We start from the raw sequence: 17,192 nt of genomic DNA on the forward strand, positions 1-17,192 counted from the left end.
CTCCCGTCAATGACCGTCCACGCAGGGTAACTTCTGCCGGGCCCGTCGTCAGGACCGCCTCCGGCCCCCTCTCGAACGGTCACCCGGCCGCCGCTAGCATGCGCCCCTATGGACGAGGACCTGCGCAACATCGTGCTCGGCGTGCTGGCCACCGGGCTCAGCGCCTCGCTGGGCTGGCTGACCCGGACGTACGTGTGGCGTCGGCGGCTCCGCCGCAAGCAGGCGTTCTTCGGCCTGCCCGGCCACGCGGAGTGCCTGCTCGTGGTGAACCGCGAGGCGGGCGGGGAGGGGGCGGTGCACCGCTTCGACGTCTTCGCGCTGCTCGAACTCGCCGCCCTGGTGAAGGACTGCGGGGCGCAGGCGCAGATCGTCCAGCACGACCGGACGCACCTGGGCTTCGGCGACCGCACGGAGTTCTGCGTCGGCGGGCCGGGGTCGAACCGGCGGATGGCCGCCCACCTCGGTTCGCTGCTGCCCGGCCTCGCCATGCGGACCGAACCGGATCCGGTGGAGGAGCGCGGCGTCATCGAGGTCGGCGGCGAGCGGTACCCCATGGACCCGGGGGCCGTGGAGTACGTGGTGCTGGCCCGGATCACGGCGGGCGAGGGCGGGCGGCCGGTCTTCCTCTTCTGCGGGCAGCGGGCGATCACCAACCAGGCGGCGACCCGCTATCTGGCCCGCCACCACGAACGGCTCGCCCGCACCCATCGCGGCGGCTCGTTCGTGCTGCTGCTGCGGGTGGTCAACTCGCAGGCGTACGGCCCCGACGTCGTCGAGCTGGTGGCCGACGTGACGCGGGCGGCGCTCAGGGCTCCCGCAGCCGCACCGGCAGCGACTTGATCCCGTTGATGAAGTTGGAGACGAGCCGCCGGGGCGGTCCGGCGAGCTCGACGCCGCCGCATGCCTCCCGCAATTCCTCGTGGAACACGCGGAGTTGAAGACGGGCGAAGTGCGCGCCGAGGCAGACGTGCGGACCGTCGCCGAAGGACACGTGGGGGTTGGGGCGGCGGCCGAGGTCCAGCCGGTGCGGGTCGGGGAAGACGCGTTCGTCGTGGTTGGCGGAGCCGTGGAAGACGACGACCTTGTCGCCCTCGGCGATCCGGACCCCGGCGAGTTCGGTGGCGCGGGCGGCGGTGCGGCGGAAGGAGAGCACCGGCGGGTGGACGCGCAGGAGTTCGTCCACGGCGGTGTCCATGCCCACCTCGCCGCGCCGGAGCCTCCGCTGTTCGCCGGGGTCCTCGGCGAGGGCGAGAACTCCTCCCGGGGCGGCGGACCGCACGGTGTCGTTGCCGGCGACGGTGAGGAGGAAGAAGAACATCTCCATTTCGGCGTCGGCGAGTTCGGTGGTGGCGAGGGCGGTCATCAGGTCGTCGCCGGGGTGGGCGCGCTTGTGGGCGGCGAGCTCCTGCGCGTACGCGAACATCTCGGCGAGCATGGCCGGTGACCGGGGGTTGACGGGCGTGCCGTCGGCGTCGAGGACGGCGGGTTCGTCCGGGTCCTGGTAGGCGATGACCCGTTCGGTCCAGGCGTGCAGCAGGCCCCGGTCGCCCGCCGGCACGCCGAGCAGGTCGGTGAGGTTGAGCAGCGCGTAGTCGTCGGTGACGGTCCGGACGAGGTCGACCTCGCCGCCCGCCTCGCGGGCCGCCGCCAGCAGCTCCCGGGCCCGGGCGCGGGCGGTCGCCTCGAACCGGGCGATCCGCCCCGGCGTGAAGGCCCGGGCGGCCAGCCGCCTCAGCTTCCCGTGTTCCGGCGGGTCCTGATTGAGCATCATGCGCCGGATGAACGGCAGGTCGGCGGGGTCGGGGTCGCGGATCTGGGTGGCGCCGAGCCAGGAGGAGTACGTCCCCGCGTCCTTGAGCACCCGGACGACGTCGGCGTGCCGGGTCACCGCCCAGAAGCCGGGCCCGGCCGGCCAGCCGAGCACCGCCCGCTCCTCCTGCCGGGCGACCGGCGCCCGGTCGCGCAGCTCGCGGAAGGCGTCGTGCGGCGGCCCGGCGGCGTGGACGCGGGGGTCGAAGACATCGGGGAGGTCCGTCGGCTGCTTCACGGCTCCAGCCTGGAGCAGGGGTGAAGACGTGTCCATCATGACAGGTCAGAGCCGTTTTTCGTAGGACGGAACGCACAGTTCGCGCGCCTTGTCCGACCTGTCGGCGGACGCCCAGAATCTCCGCCATGACGCATCGGGGTGGAGCAGAGGACGCAGGGGTGGTGAGCTGCTGCCGGGTGGGCGTGCATGTGTGTGTTCTGGCACGTGTGAGTGAGTGTTCCGGCGCGTGGCGATTGCCTGCGTGATCCGGGAACGACAGTTCCGCAGTCGAATGGGTGACCTTTCCGGGTGGCGGTCGTTGGATGCGGTGACGGGGCGCGGCGTGTGTGCGAGGCCGGGAGGGGGTGGTCACGGTGGGTGTGTTGCGGGAGGTGGCGGCGTCGTTCGTTGTGCCGGGGCCCTCGGGTGTCGCGGTCCGTGACCGGCTCAAGCACCTGACGGCCGAGGACGAGAGGGTGCTGCGGCTGGTGGGAGCGCACCTCGGCTCCCTCGCCTCCCGCGACCTCAGGGCCCGCTGCGCTGACGGCCTGGACCACTCCACGGAGACGTGGGCGGCGCGGAAGCGGGAGCTGACGGCCGTGTCGTCGTCGCGTTGGGCCGGGTCGCTCACGAAGGCGACGCACGACCAGTGGGCGCTGGCCCGCCGTGGTCAGGCCGCCCATCTTCAGGGCCTGGAAGCCGGTATCCGCACGATCGCGTACCGTCTGGCACTGCCGGTCGGGTCGAAGGGCACCGGGCGGGCTCCCGGCGGCTACCGTTCGCAGCGCGAGTGGTTCCACAAGACCCGCCGCCTGCGTGTCCTCGAAGACCGGCTGGCCGCCGTGCGCGCCGATCGCGAGGCCGGCGTCGTGCACGTGACACGGGGCGGCAAGCGCCTGCTGAACAACCGGCACCACCTCGACGCGGCTGAGCTGACCGAGGCGGAATGGCGGACACGGTGGGAGGCCGGGCGCTGGTTCCTACAGGCGGACGGCGAGTCCGGGAAGCGGTACGGGAACGAGACGATCCGCGTCAGCCCGGACGGTGAGGTGTCCCTCAAGCTCCCCGCCCCGCTCACACATCTGGCCAATGCCGGGCACGGCCGCTACGTTCTCGGCGTGAAGGTCCGCTTCCCGCACCGGGGGCAGGAATGGCGGGACCGTGTCGAGGCCAACCGGGCCGTGGCCTACCGCATCCACCTGGACGTGACACGCGGACGCTGGTACCTCACCGCCTCCTGGACCTTCCCGGTCACCAAGACGATCCCGATCGAGGCCGCACTCGCCGACGGTGTCATCGGTGTCGACACCAACGCCGACCACCTCGCCGCCTGGCGCCTCGACACCCACGGCAACCCCATCGGGCACCCGCGAAGGTTCCCCTACGACCTGTCCGGCGCTGCGGACCATCGTGACGCCCAGGTCCGCCACACCCTGACCCGCCTGCTGAACTGGGCCCAGACCTGTCGCGTGACAGCGATCGCGGTCGAAGACCTCGACTTCACCGCCGAGAAGACCCGGGAGAAGCACGGCCGCAGGCGCCGGTTCCGGCAGCTCATCTCCGGCATGCCCACCGGGAAGCTCCGCGCCCGCCTCACCTCCATGGCCGACGCCACCGGCATCACGATCATCGCCGTCGACCCCGCTTACACCAGCAAGTGGGGCGCCCAGCACTGGCAGAAACCCCTCACCGGCACGACCCGTAAGACCACCCGTCACGATGCGGCGAGCATCGCGATCGGGCGACGCGCCCAGGGACACCCGATCAGGCGACGGACGGCACCGCCCCGTGCTCACCAGAGTGATGAGCACGGGCATCGGACCGTCCAGGCCCGACCAGAAGCCCTTGGGAGTGAGGAACCCCGCCCCCGCAACCCCGGACCACGCACCCGATGCGCGCAGCCGGACGCGGAGAGAACGCGGGCGACCAGGACACCCAAAACCGTTCGGGATGTCCGCAGTGAACAGGCATGGGTCCAGGACTCACTCCTGCTCACTGATGAGGAACGGTCGTGGACGCGGACAGGGTGATGAGGGCACGGGTGTTCCTGCTGGGGTCGGGACGGCTGGACGAGCGTCAGGAGCTGGACGCGTACCGGGTACTGGCCCCGGTCAGCCCGGCCGTGTACGCGCCGAAGCTGGTGGGGCGGCTCGGCGGGGCGCGGGCGACGACGCCGGAGCGGCGCGAGGAGCTGGCCCTGGAGGGCGTCGCGGCGGCCAGGCTCCTCGACCCCGGCCACCGGCTGCGGACGGACGTCCTGTGCCACGCACTCGACCGGTACAGGTCCGAGCTGCTGCGGCAGGGGCGGCGGGCCGAGGCCCTCGCGGTCTGCGAGGAGTCGGCGGCGGTGGGCCGGGAGGGGTACGAACGCGGCCAGGTGGAGCATCCGGAGTACGGGTCGGGCCACCTGATCACGGTGCTGTCCGAGGAGGGCCGGTACGCGGAGGCACTGGAGGCGCGCGGCGGCCGGGCGGAGAACGACTTCTGGGAGGCGGTCGAGGGGTCGGCACTGCGCGAGGCGGCGGGCCGGAGCGAGGAAGCGGTGGCGGTGTTCGGGGAGTTCCTGACGGAGAGGCGGACGGCGGTGGTCGACGGGCGTACGGCCCTGGCCGTCCTGGTGTGGTCCCTGCTGTGGCAGGCCGAGGTACTGGACCGGGCCGGACGGCCCGCCGAAGCCGGGGAGCACCGCCGGGAGGCGGGCGAGGCGCTGGCCCGGCTCGCGGCCGACGGGGAGCCCGTCTCCTGGAGCAACATCCAGAACTGGTGGGTGATGCTGCTCCTGCTCTCCGGCCGGCCCGACGAGCCGCCCGCCGCCTCCGGGGCCCCCGGCCCCTTCTTCGGCGAGGACGCGCGGAACTGGTCGCCCGACATGCGGCAGGCGTACGCGGCGTCGACGGAGCCCCTGGAAGCGGAGAAAGCGGTCCTGGCGGAGCGGGCGGCAGGCGATCCGGCGCGATGGCTGCCGGACCTGGTGACCGCGCACCGGCGCCTCACGCTCCGTGCCGCGCTGCGTACCGCGCATCGCACTCACCGCATCCTCGACCCGCTGCGCCCGCTCTTCGACGAGGGGGTCGAACTGGCCCGCCGGCTCTCCCCGGCGGCGGAGGCCCGCGCCCTGACGGACCGCTCGACGATGCTCCTCGCGGCGAAGGCGTACGAGGAGGCCCACGCGGACTTCACGGCGGCGGAGGCCCTGCGGGCGGCGACGCCGGCGACGACCGGGTAACCGCTCCGCCCCCCCCCGGGCCGGGCCAGCGGCTACCCACCGGCCCGGCCCCGGACCCGGCGGGTCGCGGCGGGCCCTGGGGACCTGGGATGGCCGGGCGCCGGGCCCGAGGGCCGGGGCGGGCGGCGGCGTCGGGGCCGGCCGCGAAGCCGTGTGCGGGCGGGGCGGTCATCCCGGCCCCAATCGTTACCCGCACGTAACTTACCGACCGGTTACCACGGGTAGCCCGGCGCGGTTACCGTCGGGCCACCTCGCCGACCCCCCATCGGCGACCCCCCATCAAGGAGTGGCCCGTGCGTACACCCCTGGCCCTCGCCGTCTCGGCCGCGCTGCTGGCCGGGACGGCCCTGTCGCTCTCCCCCGCCGCCCACGCCGCGGAGTCCGGCACGAGCGGCACGTCGATCCGGTTCGTCGACATCGCCGGAGACGGCGGCACCGTGCTCAAGGCCAACGTCGTCACGCCCGCCGGGGCGGACGGCTCCGCCCGCTTCCCGGTCGTCGTGCTGCCCACCAGCTGGGCCATGCCCCAGATCGAGTACCTGGCGCAGGCACAGAAGCTCGCCGACTCCGGTTACGTCGTGGTGAGTTACAACTCCCGCGGCTTCTGGGAGTCCGGCGGTGAGATCGAGACCGCAGGGCCGAAGGACGTCGCCGACGCGTCGAAGGTGATCGACTGGGCGCTCGCCCACACCCCCGCCGATCCGGCCAAGGTCGGTATGGCCGGGGTGAGTTACGGCGCCGGCATCAGCCTGCTCGCCGCCGCGCACGACTCCCGGATCAAGGCGGTCGCCGCGCTCAGCGGCTGGGCCGACCTCATCGAGTCCATCTACGGCGGCCGCACCCAGCACCTCCAGGCCGCCGCCCTGCTCGGCGGAGCCGGGTACCTCACGGGCCGTCCGGGGCCCGAACTGGAGAAGATCCTCGGCGACTTCCTCTCCTCGAACCTCGATCAGGAGGACGAGATGATCGCCTGGGGGCGGCAGCGCTCCGCCGCCACCTACCTGGACCGGATCAACGCCAACGGCGCCGCGATCATGCTCGGCAACGCCTGGGGCGACACCATCTTCCCGCCCAACCAGTACGCGAGCTTCTACGAGAAGCTCCAGGGCCCCAAGCGCCTGGAGTTCCGCCCCGGCGACCACGCCACCGCCGAGGCCACCGGCATCCTCGGGCTGCCCAACGACACCTGGACCAGCGCCCACCGCTGGTTCGACCGCTACCTCAAGGGCACCGACAACGGCATCGACCGCGAGCAGCCGGTCCAGCTCAAGCCCCGGTCCGACGGCGGCTACGAGGGGTACGCCGACTGGAAGTCCGTGAACGCCCACCGCGAGCGCATCGCGCTGAACGACTCCGAGCACGTCTGGGCCAACGTCAACTCCGGCGCCGACGGCGGCATCGTGCTGCTCAGCAACCTCCTCGACCAGCTGACGCAGACCCCGCCGACGGTCTCCGTCCCGCTGCTCCCCCGCTCCTTCGCCGCCGTCTGGCAGTCCGGGCGGTACGACTCGGGCGCGGCGGTGCGCGGCACGCCGGTGCTGCACACCACGGTCACCCCGACCGCGTCGAGCGGCACCTTCGTCGCGTACCTCTACGACGTGGGCCCGCTGGGCGTCGGGAAGTTGGTGAGCAACGCCCCGTACACCTTCCACGGCAAGACGCCCGGCCGGCCGTTCGCCGTGGACCTGGAGCTTTTCTCCACGGCCTACGACGTCCCGGACGGCCACCGCCTCGCGGTGGTGGTCGACACCGTCGACCCGCTGTACATCGAGCACAACCCGGCCGGCGCGCAGCTGACCTTCTCCTCCCCCGCTTCCGATCCCTCGTACCTGTCGGTGCCGCTGCGGGAGGAGTGATCACGGCTGCTGCCGGGCCGGTTTCAGGCCCGTGCGGGGGCCCGTACGGGGGTCACTCGCGGCCCGGCAGCGTGGTCACCGGTGCGGCGGGAGCGACGTCCACCCCCTTCGTGCGGGGGTCGCGCCGCTCCCGTCGCGCGACCCAGGTCGCGAACCAGGAGAGCAGCATGCACATGCCGATGTAGATCGGCGAGATGACGAGGACGACCGGGATGAAGGGCAGGTCGTAGTCGAGGTTGGAGGCGATCAGCTTGCCCGCGTGGAGGAACTCCTCGTAGGTGATGAGATAGCCGAGCGAGGTGTCCTTGAGGGCGACCACCAGCTGGCTGATGATGGCCGGCAGCATCGCCCGGACCGCCTGCGGGACCAGGACCCAGGTCATGACCTGGGTCTTGCGCATGCCGAGGGCGTACGCCGCCTCGCCCTGCCCGCGCGGCACGGCGTGCACGCCGGTGCGGAAGACCTCGGCGAGCACCGAGCCGTTGTAGAGGGTGAGTCCGGCGACGAGCGCGGGCAGCGGCTGCACCTTGAGCGCCACGAAGATGAAGAAGATCATCACGAGGACGGGCATGGCGCGGAAGAACTCCACGAGCAGGGTGGCGATCCAGCGCACCGGCCGGTGGTCGGAGAGCCGCCCGGTGGCGAGGACCGCGCCGAGCGCCAGGGAGAGGACGGCGGCGAGCGCGAACGCCTTGAGGGTGTTGCCGAGCCCTTCGAGCAGCAGCTCCTGGATGCCCTCGTAGAGGAAGGGCCGCCACTTCACGGCGGTGAACTGCCCGGTGTCGAAGAGGAGATAGAGGATCCAGGCGGCGAGGCCGAGGATCACGGCGGTGGAGGCCAGGCCGTACAGCAGGTGCCGGCGGCGGGCCTGGGGGCCGGGGATGTCGTAGAGGGCGCTGGCCCGCTCGGTCGCGCTCATCGGGCCACCCCCCAGCGCTTCTCCATCACGTTGAAGACCGCGCTGATGGAGAGGGTGATGATGAGGTAGCCGACGGCGATCCAGACGAAGGTCCAGATGATGTTGTAGCCGAGTTCGCTCAAGGTCTTGTAGGTGCCCAGGAGTTCGGTGACGCTGAAGGCGCCGGCGATGGCGGAGTTCTTGGCGAGGGCGATCAGGGTGGAGCCGATCGGCGGGATCACCGAGCGGAAGGCCTGCGGCAGGACGACCGCGCCGAGGGTCTGGGTGAAGTTCATGCCCAGGCTGCGGGCCGCCTCGCCCTGCCCGACGGGGACGGTGTTGATGCCGGAGCGCAGCGCCTCGCAGATGAAGGCGGAGGTGTAGCAGCCCAGCGCGAGGACGGCGAACAGCTCGAAGGGCAGGACGAGTCCGAAGCGGGGCAGGCCCAGCATCACCGCGAAGAAGAGCAGGGTGAGCGGGGTGTTGCGGAGGATGGTGACCCAGACGGTGCCGAAGACCCGGAAGGAGCCGACGGGCGCGACCCGGAAGGCCGCCATGACGAAGCCCAGGACGAGCGCGAGCGCCGAGGCGTAGAGGGTGAGTTCGAGGGTGCCGAGGAAACCCTCGCCGTAGAGCGAGAAGTTCTCTGTCAGTACGTCCATGTCTGTACGTCCATGTCAGCGGTGGGGGTCCTCAGTCGGTCGGGTAGCGGTCGATGGGCGGCGGCGTCGGGGCCGGTACGCCGGAGAGGCCGAGGGTCGCGTCGTACGCCTTCTTCCAGTCGCCGTTCTTCTCGTGCGCGGCGATCGCGTCGTCGAGGGCGAAGCGGAGCGCGGTGTCGCCGCGCGGCACCCCGATCCCGTACGGCTCCTTCGAGAACGGCTTCCCGGCGAGCTTGAGTTCGTCGGGGACCTTGGCGGCGTAGCCCATGAGGATGGTGTCGTCGGTGGTGACGGCGTCGACCTGGTAGGTGAGGAGGTTGTCGACGCAGATGGAGTACGTGTCGTAGGCGACGAGTTCGGCCTTCGGGTACTCCCGCTGGATGCGCTGGTAGGGGGTGGAGCCGGCCGCCGAGCAGACGCGCTTGCCGTCGAGGTCCTGCGGTCCGTGGATGTCGTCCTCGTCGGTGCGGACGAGGAGGGACTGGCCGGCCTCGTAGTAGGGGCCGGCGAACCCGACGAGCTGCTTGCGCTTGTCGTTGATGGTGTAGGTGCCGACGTAGTAGTCGATCTGGCCGTTCTGCAGGGCGGTCTCGCGGTTGGCGGAGGCGATGGTGCGGTATTCGACGCCGGTCGCCGGGTCGAAGCCGAGGGAGGCGGCCATCATCTTGGCGATCTCGATGTCGAAGCCGGAGTAGCGGCCGGTGGCGGGGTCCTTCTCGCCGAGGTACGGCTGGTCCTCCTTGGCTCCGACGATCAGCCGGCCGCGTTTGCGCGCCCGGTTCCAGGTGGAGGAGTCCGGCAGCCGGAAGCCGGACTGGATCCGGTAGGAGGGGAGTTGGTCGGGCTGCGGGCCCTTCACGGGCGGGCTGCCGGGCCGGCCGCAGCCGGCCAGGAGGGAGCCCGCGGTGGCGAGCAGCAGGGCGAGGGCGCCCAGGCGTCGGTGCGTGCGCGGCATGGTTCCCACCCCGGTCAGTGCGAGAGGATCTTGGAGAGGAAGTCCTTGGCGCGCTCGCTGCGCGGGGCGGTGAAGAACTCCTCGGGGGCGCGGTCCTCCAGGATCCGCCCGTCGGCCATGAAGACGACGCGGTTGGCGGCGGAGCGGGCGAAGCCCATCTCGTGGGTGACGACGACCATGGTCATGCCGTCGTGCGCCAGTTGCTGCATGACCTCCAGGACCTCGTTGATCATCTCCGGGTCGAGGGCGGAGGTCGGCTCGTCGAAGAGCAGCGCCTTGGGGTCCATGGCGAGGGCCCGGGCGATGGCGACGCGCTGCTGCTGGCCGCCGGAGAGCTGGGCCGGGTACTTCTCGGCGTGGGCGGCGAGGCCTACCCGGTCGAGGAGGGCGCGGGAGCGGCGGTCGGCCTCCTCCTTCCCGCGCCGGCGGACCTTGATCTGCGCCAGCGAGACGTTGGCGAGGACGGTCTTGTGGGCGAAGAGGTTGAAGGACTGGAAGACCATGCCGACCTCGGCGCGCAGCCGGGCGAGGTCCTTGCCCTCCTCGGGGAGGGGGCGGCCGTCGATGCGGATCTCGCCGGACTCGATGGTCTCCAGGCGGTTCATCGCCCGGCAGAGGGTGGACTTGCCGGAGCCCGAGGGGCCGATGACGACGACGACCTCGCCGCGGCCGACGGTGAGGTCGATGCCCTGGAGGACGTGCAGCGTGCCGTAGTGCTTGTTGACGCCACGCAGTTCGATCAGCGGATCGACGGTCATGCGCTGCCCTGCCCCATTTCTCAGCGGTGTGCCGATGCGGTGTGTCGAGACAGCGCAAACTATCCGCCGGGAAAAGGGACTTCACGCCCGACACGCCCGAAAGGGGTAATCGGGGATTAGCCGTATTTACGTCACTGCTCGGCGGCCTCGGCGTACACCTGGGAGAGCTCGGGAGCGCCGGTCATCGCCCACTCCACGCCGTACTCGACGACGGGGATCTCGCGTCCGGACTCCAGGACGACGACCGGACCGCCGTTCGGCCACACCTGCCAGCGGGCCCCCGGCACGGTCCGCACGATGACGGTGCCGAGGTAGAGCCCCGCGTCGTTGCCGAACCACGGCAGCTCCTCGGGGTCGTCGCGCCAGCGCGGCGGGAGCTGGTCCAGCGCCTCCAGCGAGCGCGGGCTGTCGTCGAGCTCGACGCCCGCCGCCTCCACCCGGGCGCGGAGCAGCTCGCACTCGGCGAGCAGCTCCGCCACGCCCTCGGGGTCCCGGTCGTACGCCGCGGCCAGCGGGGACGGCTCGGGCTCGTGCCGCTTGCGCCAGTGGCCGAGAAACGGGATGTTCATCGGAACAGCGTCGCACCGCCACCTGCCGGACCACCACCCGGCACGCGGAGATCGACGGGACCGCCCGCGCGGGGCGGCCCGGGTCAGAGATCGAGGTCGACGACGACCGGCGCGTGGTCGGAGGCGCCCTTGCCCTTGCGCTCCTCGCGGTCCACGTAGCTGTCCTTCACGGCCTCGGCGAAGGGCTTGTTGCCGTACACCAGGTCGATGCGCATGCCGTTGTTCTTGGGGAAGGCGAGCTGGCGGTAGTCCCAGTACGTGTACGGGTGGTCGTACTTGAGGGGGCGCGGGACGACGTCGGCGAGACCGGCCTCGCGCAGGCCGGCGAGGGCCGCGCGCTCGGGCTCGGTGACGTGGGTGGCGCCCTCGAAGAGGGAGATGTCCCAGACGTCGCTGTCGGTCGGCGCGATGTTGTAGTCGCCGAGCACGGCGAAGGGGCGGCCGCCGGCCGCGTCCTCGGCGACGGCCGCCTTCAGCGCCTCCAGCCAGCGCAGCTTGTACGCGTAGTGCTCGTGGGCGACCTCCCGGCCGTTCGGCACGTAGACCGACCAGACGCGGACCGGGCCGCAGGTGGCGGAGATCGCCCGGGGCTCCTGGGCGCTGTCGTACTCGGGACCGCCGGGCAGGCCGGTGACCACGTCCTCGAAGCCCACGCGGGAGAGCAGCGCCACGCCGTTCCACCTGCCGGTGGCGTTGACCGCCGACTCGTAGCCCAGCTCCTTCAGCGCCTCGGCGGGGAACTGCTCGGCGGTGCACTTGGTCTCCTGGATGCACAGCACGTCGGTGCCGCTGCTCTCCAGCCAGGCCAGCAGCCGGGGCAGCCGGGCGGTGATCGAATTGACGTTCCAGGTGGCGATGCGCATGGGCCCCACCCTACTGGCGGGCACCGACAACGGCCCGGAGCCGGCTCACAGCCCCACGGAGGCGCCGGAGGACAGCCGCTGGTGGTCGGTGCCTCCGAGCGCGCCGATCTGCCGGTCGTAGATCGGCCGGGCCAGGTCGGTGAGCAGCGCGTCGTGGATGTCGTACGCCCGGCGCGGCTTCACCTCGCGGACGTAGTCGATGACCTCGGAGATCTTGTTCCAGGGCGCCATCACCGGCAGCAGCAGGGTGTCCACCGGGCGGCCCGGGACGGTGAGGGCGTCGCCGGGGTGGAAGACGGCGCCGTCGACGAGGAAGCCCACGTTGGTGACGCGCGGGATGTCGGGGTGGATCACGGCGTGCAGCTCGCCGTGGACCTCGACGTCGAAGCCGGCGGCGGTGAAGGTGTCGCCGTCGCCGACGGTGTGGACGCGGCCGGGGTAGGCGGCGGACAGCCGCTCGGCGACGCTGCGCAGGGTCCAGAGCTCGGTGGCCGGACGCGCGTCCAGGGCGGCGCGCAGCCGGCCCTCGTCGAAGTGGTCCGGGTGCTCGTGGGTGACGAGGAGGGCGTCCGCGCCGAGCACGGCGTCCTCCTCCGTGAACATCCCGGGGTCGAGGACGAGCGTCCGCCCGTCCTTCTCCAGCCGGACGCAGGCGTGGGACTTCTTCGTCAGCTTCACGGCCTCACCCTACGCCGGGCGTGCGGGCCCGGCGTGGTCCGCAGACCGCGGCCTACGCGGGCGGCGTGGTCTCCTCGGTGATGACGCGGCCGACGGCGGCGAGGGCGGTCTCGGCGGCGGGGAGGCCGCAGTAGACGGCGGTGTGCAGCACGATCTCGCGGATCTCGGCGGGCGAGAGGCCGTTGCGGAGGGCGGCGCGGGTGTGGTCGGCGAGCGCCTCCCGGTGTCCGCCGGCCACGAGGGCCGTGAGGGTGACGACGCTGCGCGTGCGCCGGTCGAGTCCCTCCCTGGCCCAGACCTCGCCCCAGGCGTAGCGGGTGACGAGCTCCTGGAAGTCGGCCGCGTCCTCGTCGGCGAGCGCCCGGTCGACGTGGGCGTCGCCGAGGATCTCGCGGCGCAGCCCGAGCCCCTTCTCGTACGGGTCGGGCCGGCCGGCCGGGGTCTCCTCGCCGTCCTCGGGGGCCTCCGGGGCGGGCGCGGGCTCGGCCGGGGCGGGGACGGGGACGGGCGGCGGTACGGCCAGGGTGCCGCTGGTGTCGTGGGAGATCGCCGCGAAGTGCTCCAGGAGCAGGTCGGTGACGGCGGCCGGCTGTTCGACGGGGGCGAGGTGGGAGGCGCCCGGGACGACGGCGAGCTTGGCGTCGGCGATGCCGGCGACGAGAGTACGGGCCTCGGCGGGGCCGGTGACCCGGTCCTCGGAGCCGACCAGGACGAGCGCGGGCACCCCGATGCTGCCGAGGGCGGCCCGGACGTCGAAGACGGCGAGGGCCTCGCAGGCGGCGACGTAACAGGCGGCGTCGGTGGTGCGCACCATCTGGACGGCCCAGTCGACGATGGCGGGCTGGTTGGCGGCGAAGTGCGGGGTGAACCACTGCTCGGGCGCGGTGCGGGCCATCGGCTCCAGGCCGTTGGTGCGGACCACGACCCCGCGCTGGCGGAACTCGTCGGCGGTGCCGAAGCGGGGCGCGGTGGCGACCAGGGCCAGCGAGGCGACCCGGTGCGGGGCGCGCAGGGCGAGGTCGAGGCCGACGGCGCCGCCGAGGGAGCAGCCGGCGTAGCCGAAGCGCTGGATGCCCAGGGTGTCGAGGGTGGCCAGGAGGCGGTCGCCGAGCTCCGCGACGGAGGTGAAGGGCTGGGCGGGCGCGCCGCCGTGTCCGGGGAGGTCGAAGCGGACCACCCGGCGGTCCCGGATCAGCTCCGGGATCTGCCGGTCCCACATGTGGAAGGTGGTGCCCAACGAGGGGCCCAGGACCAGGACGGGCGCGTCCTCGGGCCCGTCGACTCGGTATTGCAGGGTGTTCGTCGGTGTCTCACTCACTCGCCCGACCCTCTCATCCCGCCGGATCCGGCACGCCGCCGGGGCGGGATTCCCCGGCGCGCCCGGGGAGGATCGGCGGGCCGCGGCGGATCAGCGGCCGCGGCGGACCCGGGCGGCCTTGCGGGCCTCGGCCAGCTTCCGCTCCTCCGCGGAGCGGCGGGACTCGTTCTTCGCCCGGCCGGGCTTGCCGGGGACGGTGCCGATGCCGCGGTACTGCGCGCCGCCGCGCTTGGGGCGCTCGGGGCTGGGCGCGCTGCCCTCGACGGGGACGCCGGAGGGGGCCTTGGCGCCGGTGATGCGGCTGAGCTCGGCCTCGCCGGAGCGGACCTGGGTGACCCGGGGCCGCAGTCCGGCGTCGGACATGAGGCGCAGGACGTCCTTGCGCTGGTCGGGCAGGACGAGGGTGACCACGGTGCCGGAGCCGCCGGCGCGGGCGGTGCGGCCGCCGCGGTGCAGGTAGTCCTTGTGGTCGGCGGGCGGGTCGACGTTCACGACGAGGTCGACGTCGTCGACGTGGATGCCGCGCGCGGCGACGTTGGTGGCGACCAGGACCGGCACCTCGCCGGTGCGGAACCGCTCCAGGGTGCGGGTCCGCAGCGGCTGCGACTTGTCGCCGTGCAGGGCGGCGGCCCGGACGCCGCTGCCGCGCAGGTGCGCGGTGAAGCGGTCGACGGCCGCCTTGGTCGCCAGGAACATGATCACGCGCCCGTCGCGGGCGGCGATCTCCGTGGCGGTGGCGAACTTGTCGGCGCCGTGCACCTGGAGGACGTGGTGCTCCATGGTGGTGACGGCGGCGGCCGAGGGGTCCACGGAGTGGACCACCGGGTCGTGGAGGTAGCGCTGGACCAGGAGGTCGACGTTCTTGTCGAGGGTGGCGGAGAACAGCATCCGCTGGCCCCCCTCGCGGACCAGGTCGAGCAGTGCGGTGACCTGGTCCATGAAGCCCATGTCGGCCATCTGGTCGGCCTCGTCGAGGACCGTGATCGCGACCCGGTCGAGGCGCACGTCCTTGCGCTCGACGAGGTCCATGAGCCGGCCGGGGGTCGCGACGACGACCTCGGCGCCGTCGCGGAGCGCGGTGGCCTGCCGGCCGATCGACATGCCGCCGACCACGGTGGTCATCCGCAGCCGCAGCGCGGCGGCGTAGGGGGCGAGCGCGTCGGTGACCTGCTGGGCCAGCTCGCGGGTGGGGACGAGGACGAGCGCGCGCGGCTTGCGCGCCTCGGCCCGCAGCCCGGCGGTGCGCGCGAGCAGCGGCAGCCCGAAGGCGAGCGTCTTGCCGGACCCGGTCCGCCCGCGCCCCAGCACGTCGCGCCCGGCGAGGGCGTTCGGCAGGGTGGCGGCCTGGATCGGGAACGGGGTGGTGACCCCCTGGGCGGTGAGCAGTTCCCGCACCTCCGCGGGGAGCCCGAGCTCGTCGAAGGAGCCGACGGCGGGCAGGGCCGGCGTGTGGCTGACCGGCTGCGCGAAGTCGTCCTTGGAGACGGAGGGGCGGGGGCCGCGGTCCGGGCGGGCTGAACTGTTCATGGGTTCCATTGTGGGTCACCCCGGGGGTCCCCACGTCCGGCGGCCGGACCGGGGACGGTCAGGGGCTGGTGGTGGAGACGGCGAAGACGCGGGGGAAGGCCGGGTCCGTGAGGTCGACGGTGAGGTCGGTGGACGGGCGGGGGTCCTCGCGGTCGACGGTGGTGCCGGACCAGCTCAGGCCGTCGGGGAAGGTCCAGCCGACGATGTCGGCGTCCCGGTCGGAGACGGTGATCCGGCCCGGGGTGAGCGCGGCGCGGCCGGTGCCGGACTCGGCGAGGAAGGTGTCGAGGCCGGTCGCCGTGGTGGTGAACTGCACGTACAGCCGGCTGGTCTTCCAGTTGCTGGTCTCGTAGTAGGCGACGCCGGAGGCGCCCGCCGGGACGGGGACCTCGAAGACCCGGCGCTTCATCAGCGAGGGCCAGTTGTCCTGGAGGCCGGCGGCGGAGGACTCGCGCTCCTTGTCGATGCCGCTCTCCCGGCTCTGCCCGGCGGAGATCACCAGATAGCCGGCGGGGATGCCGACGAGCAGCACGATGATGACCGCCGTCAGCCAGCGGCGGCGCAGCATCCGCCCCCGCTCCTCCGGCAGCCGCCGCCGGTCGGGGAGCTCCTCGGGGAGCCGCTCCTCGGGCGGGCTCGCGGGCTGGTGGTGGACGGTCATGAGCCGGGGTCCTCGGGGGTGCGGGGGGTGCGCCCGTGGGTGCCGGCGCGGAAGGCCTGCGCGTACCGCTCGTACCGCTCGTAGCGCTCCACCCGGCGCCGGTTGGCGCGGCGGAAGCGGCGGGCGACGAGCCGGGCGAGGTCGGCGGCGCCGACCATGCCGGCCTCGGGGCCGAGCTGGGCGCGGGTGATCCGGGCCTCGGGGCGGTAGCCGCGGCCGGTGAGGTGGCGGCGGAAGGCCTCCCGGGCGGGGCCGATGAGCAGGTCGTCGGCGGCGGAGACGCCGCCGCCGATGACGAAGCAGGAGGGGTCGAGGGCGGCGGCGAGGTTGGCGATGCCGACGCCGAGCCACTGCCCGATGTCCTGGAACAGCTCGACGCACATGGCGTCGCCCTCGCGGGCCAGCTCGGTGATGAGGGGGCCGGTGATGTCGGGGACGCTGCCCTTGACCCGCTCGATGATGTTGTACGCGACCGGGGAGTCGGCGGCGGCCAGCTCGCGGGCCTCGCGGACCAGGGCGTTGCCGGAGCTGTACTGCTCCCAGCAGCCGCGGTTGCCGCAGGGGCAGCGGTGGCCGCCGGGCACGACCTGCATGTGGCCGAACTCGCCGGCGACGCCGAACTTGCCCCGCTTGACCTTGCCGTCCTCCAGGATGGCGCCGCCGATCCCCGTACCGAGGGTGATCATGACGAGGTGGTCCTCGCCGCGTCCCGCGCCGAAGCGCCATTCGGCCCAGGCGGCGGTGTTGGCGTCGTTGTCCACCATGACGGGGACGGCGAGCCGGTCCTGGAGGGCGTCCCTGAGGGGTTCGTTGCGCCAGGCCAGGTGGGGGGCGAAGAGGACGCGGGCCCGGTCGGCGTCGACCCAGCCGGCCGCGCCGATGCCGACGGCGTGCACGTCGTGCCGGTCGGAGAGGTCCAGGACCAGCTCGACGATGGTGTCCTCGACGACCTTGGGGCTCTTGGACTTGTCGGGGGTCTCGGTGCGGATCTTCTCCAGGATGGTGCCGTCGGCGTCGACGACGCCCGCCATCACCTTGGTCCCGCCGATGTCGATGCCCACCGTCGGCACCCGGGGCGCCGACAGGTGGGAGCGCCGCTCGCGGGTCCCGACGGTCCGCAGGACACCGCCCCGGGCGGCGGGGTCACGGTAGGTACTCATCGGGTCGATTCTGCCAGGAGGGACGTCGGGTCCGC

The 17,192-nt window shown here is 72.9% G+C and carries 16 protein-coding genes; 4 read left to right on the forward strand and 12 right to left on the reverse strand.

Annotation, left to right across the window (positions count from 1 at the left end; all coding sequences use genetic code 11):
- Positions 1 to 108: 108 nt before the first annotated feature.
- Positions 109 to 840 carry a hypothetical protein gene (locus tag ABZ621_RS32525; protein WP_360610048.1) on the forward strand — a complete coding sequence of 244 codons (732 nt, stop codon included), beginning with the start codon at positions 109 to 111 and terminating at the stop codon, positions 838 to 840.
- Here ABZ621_RS32525 and ABZ621_RS32530 read toward each other — a convergent pair.
- Entirely contained in the window at positions 806 to 2,047 is a 1,242-nt protein-coding gene (locus ABZ621_RS32530) for a cytochrome P450 (RefSeq protein ID WP_360610049.1), read from the reverse strand. The genes ABZ621_RS32525 and ABZ621_RS32530 overlap by 35 nt on opposite strands.
- A gap of 353 nt (positions 2,048 to 2,400) precedes the next feature.
- Between ABZ621_RS32530 and ABZ621_RS32535 the strand changes: the two genes are divergently transcribed.
- From ABZ621_RS32535 to ABZ621_RS32545, 3 genes are all read left to right on the forward strand, one after another.
- Positions 2,401 to 4,056: an IS200/IS605 family accessory protein TnpB-related protein gene (locus ABZ621_RS32535; RefSeq protein ID WP_360610050.1), complete on the forward strand. Its 1,656-nt coding sequence runs from the start codon at positions 2,401 to 2,403 to the stop codon at positions 4,054 to 4,056.
- Positions 4,038 to 5,252, forward strand: coding sequence for a hypothetical protein (locus ABZ621_RS32540; RefSeq protein ID WP_360610051.1), 1,215 nt, complete (start codon positions 4,038 to 4,040; stop codon positions 5,250 to 5,252). Before ABZ621_RS32535 ends, ABZ621_RS32540 begins: the two co-directional genes overlap by 19 nt.
- A 293-nt stretch (positions 5,253 to 5,545) precedes the next feature.
- Entirely contained in the window at positions 5,546 to 7,108 is a 1,563-nt protein-coding gene (locus ABZ621_RS32545) for an alpha/beta fold hydrolase (protein WP_360610052.1), read from the forward strand.
- Between the two features lie 52 nt (positions 7,109 to 7,160).
- Here ABZ621_RS32545 and ABZ621_RS32550 read toward each other — a convergent pair whose 3' ends face one another.
- The 11 genes from ABZ621_RS32550 to ABZ621_RS32600 form a co-directional block, all read right to left on the reverse strand.
- Positions 7,161 to 8,027: an amino acid ABC transporter permease gene (locus ABZ621_RS32550; RefSeq protein ID WP_360610053.1), complete on the reverse strand. Its 867-nt coding sequence runs from the start codon at positions 8,025 to 8,027 to the stop codon at positions 7,161 to 7,163.
- The gene (locus tag ABZ621_RS32555; RefSeq protein WP_360610054.1) at positions 8,024 to 8,668 is read right to left on the reverse strand and encodes an amino acid ABC transporter permease; all 645 of its coding nucleotides are present in this window, start codon (positions 8,666 to 8,668) and stop codon (positions 8,024 to 8,026) included. The genes ABZ621_RS32550 and ABZ621_RS32555 overlap by 4 nt, the downstream gene beginning before the upstream one ends.
- A 31-nt stretch (positions 8,669 to 8,699) precedes the next feature.
- Positions 8,700 to 9,623: a glutamate ABC transporter substrate-binding protein gene (locus tag ABZ621_RS32560; RefSeq protein WP_360610055.1), complete on the reverse strand. Its 924-nt coding sequence runs from the start codon at positions 9,621 to 9,623 to the stop codon at positions 8,700 to 8,702.
- Positions 9,624 to 9,637: 14 nt separating this feature from the next.
- Complete coding sequence (locus ABZ621_RS32565; protein WP_360610056.1) at positions 9,638 to 10,381, reverse strand: amino acid ABC transporter ATP-binding protein; 744 nt, start codon at positions 10,379 to 10,381, stop codon at positions 9,638 to 9,640.
- 131 nt (positions 10,382 to 10,512) lie between these two features.
- Positions 10,513 to 10,950, reverse strand: coding sequence for a DUF6278 family protein (locus tag ABZ621_RS32570; protein WP_360610057.1), 438 nt, complete (start codon positions 10,948 to 10,950; stop codon positions 10,513 to 10,515).
- Between the two features lie 83 nt (positions 10,951 to 11,033).
- On the reverse strand, positions 11,034 to 11,813 hold the full coding sequence (locus tag ABZ621_RS32575) for an exodeoxyribonuclease III (RefSeq protein WP_360610058.1): 780 nt from the start codon (positions 11,811 to 11,813) through the stop codon (positions 11,034 to 11,036).
- Positions 11,814 to 11,858: 45 nt separating this feature from the next.
- Complete coding sequence (locus tag ABZ621_RS32580) at positions 11,859 to 12,491, reverse strand: MBL fold metallo-hydrolase (protein ID WP_360610059.1); 633 nt, start codon at positions 12,489 to 12,491, stop codon at positions 11,859 to 11,861.
- A gap of 52 nt (positions 12,492 to 12,543) precedes the next feature.
- Positions 12,544 to 13,809: an alpha/beta fold hydrolase gene (locus ABZ621_RS32585; RefSeq protein ID WP_360610060.1), complete on the reverse strand. Its 1,266-nt coding sequence runs from the start codon at positions 13,807 to 13,809 to the stop codon at positions 12,544 to 12,546.
- A gap of 90 nt (positions 13,810 to 13,899) precedes the next feature.
- A complete protein-coding gene (locus ABZ621_RS32590) occupies positions 13,900 to 15,336 on the reverse strand; it encodes a DEAD/DEAH box helicase (protein WP_360610061.1) in 1,437 nt (478 codons plus the stop codon).
- 58 nt (positions 15,337 to 15,394) lie between these two features.
- Entirely contained in the window at positions 15,395 to 15,997 is a 603-nt protein-coding gene (locus ABZ621_RS32595) for a hypothetical protein (protein WP_360610062.1), read from the reverse strand.
- Positions 15,994 to 17,157: an ROK family glucokinase gene (locus ABZ621_RS32600; protein ID WP_189945947.1), complete on the reverse strand. Its 1,164-nt coding sequence runs from the start codon at positions 17,155 to 17,157 to the stop codon at positions 15,994 to 15,996. The genes ABZ621_RS32595 and ABZ621_RS32600 overlap by 4 nt, the downstream gene beginning before the upstream one ends.
- Between the last annotated feature and the right edge of the window lie 35 nt (positions 17,158 to 17,192).

Source organism: Streptomyces sp. NPDC007863 (genome assembly GCF_040633895.1).
Classification (GTDB): domain Bacteria; phylum Actinomycetota; class Actinomycetes; order Streptomycetales; family Streptomycetaceae; genus Streptomyces.

Coding starts and splice junctions, on each gene's coding strand:
- ABZ621_RS32565 (WP_360610056.1), bottom strand. CDS start 10,381: ATGACCGTCGATCCGCTGATCGAACTGCGTGGCGTCAACAAGCACTAC.
- ABZ621_RS32600 (WP_189945947.1), bottom strand. CDS start 17,157: ATGAGTACCTACCGTGACCCCGCCGCCCGGGGCGGTGTCCTGCGGACC.
- ABZ621_RS32525 (WP_360610048.1), top strand. CDS start 109: ATGGACGAGGACCTGCGCAACATCGTGCTCGGCGTGCTGGCCACCGGG.
- ABZ621_RS32590 (WP_360610061.1), bottom strand. CDS start 15,336: ATGAACAGTTCAGCCCGCCCGGACCGCGGCCCCCGCCCCTCCGTCTCC.
- ABZ621_RS32570 (WP_360610057.1), bottom strand. CDS start 10,950: ATGAACATCCCGTTTCTCGGCCACTGGCGCAAGCGGCACGAGCCCGAG.
- ABZ621_RS32560 (WP_360610055.1), bottom strand. CDS start 9,623: ATGCCGCGCACGCACCGACGCCTGGGCGCCCTCGCCCTGCTGCTCGCC.
- ABZ621_RS32595 (WP_360610062.1), bottom strand. CDS start 15,997: ATGACCGTCCACCACCAGCCCGCGAGCCCGCCCGAGGAGCGGCTCCCC.
- ABZ621_RS32575 (WP_360610058.1), bottom strand. CDS start 11,813: ATGCGCATCGCCACCTGGAACGTCAATTCGATCACCGCCCGGCTGCCC.
- ABZ621_RS32550 (WP_360610053.1), bottom strand. CDS start 8,027: ATGAGCGCGACCGAGCGGGCCAGCGCCCTCTACGACATCCCCGGCCCC.
- ABZ621_RS32555 (WP_360610054.1), bottom strand. CDS start 8,668: ATGGACGTACTGACAGAGAACTTCTCGCTCTACGGCGAGGGTTTCCTC.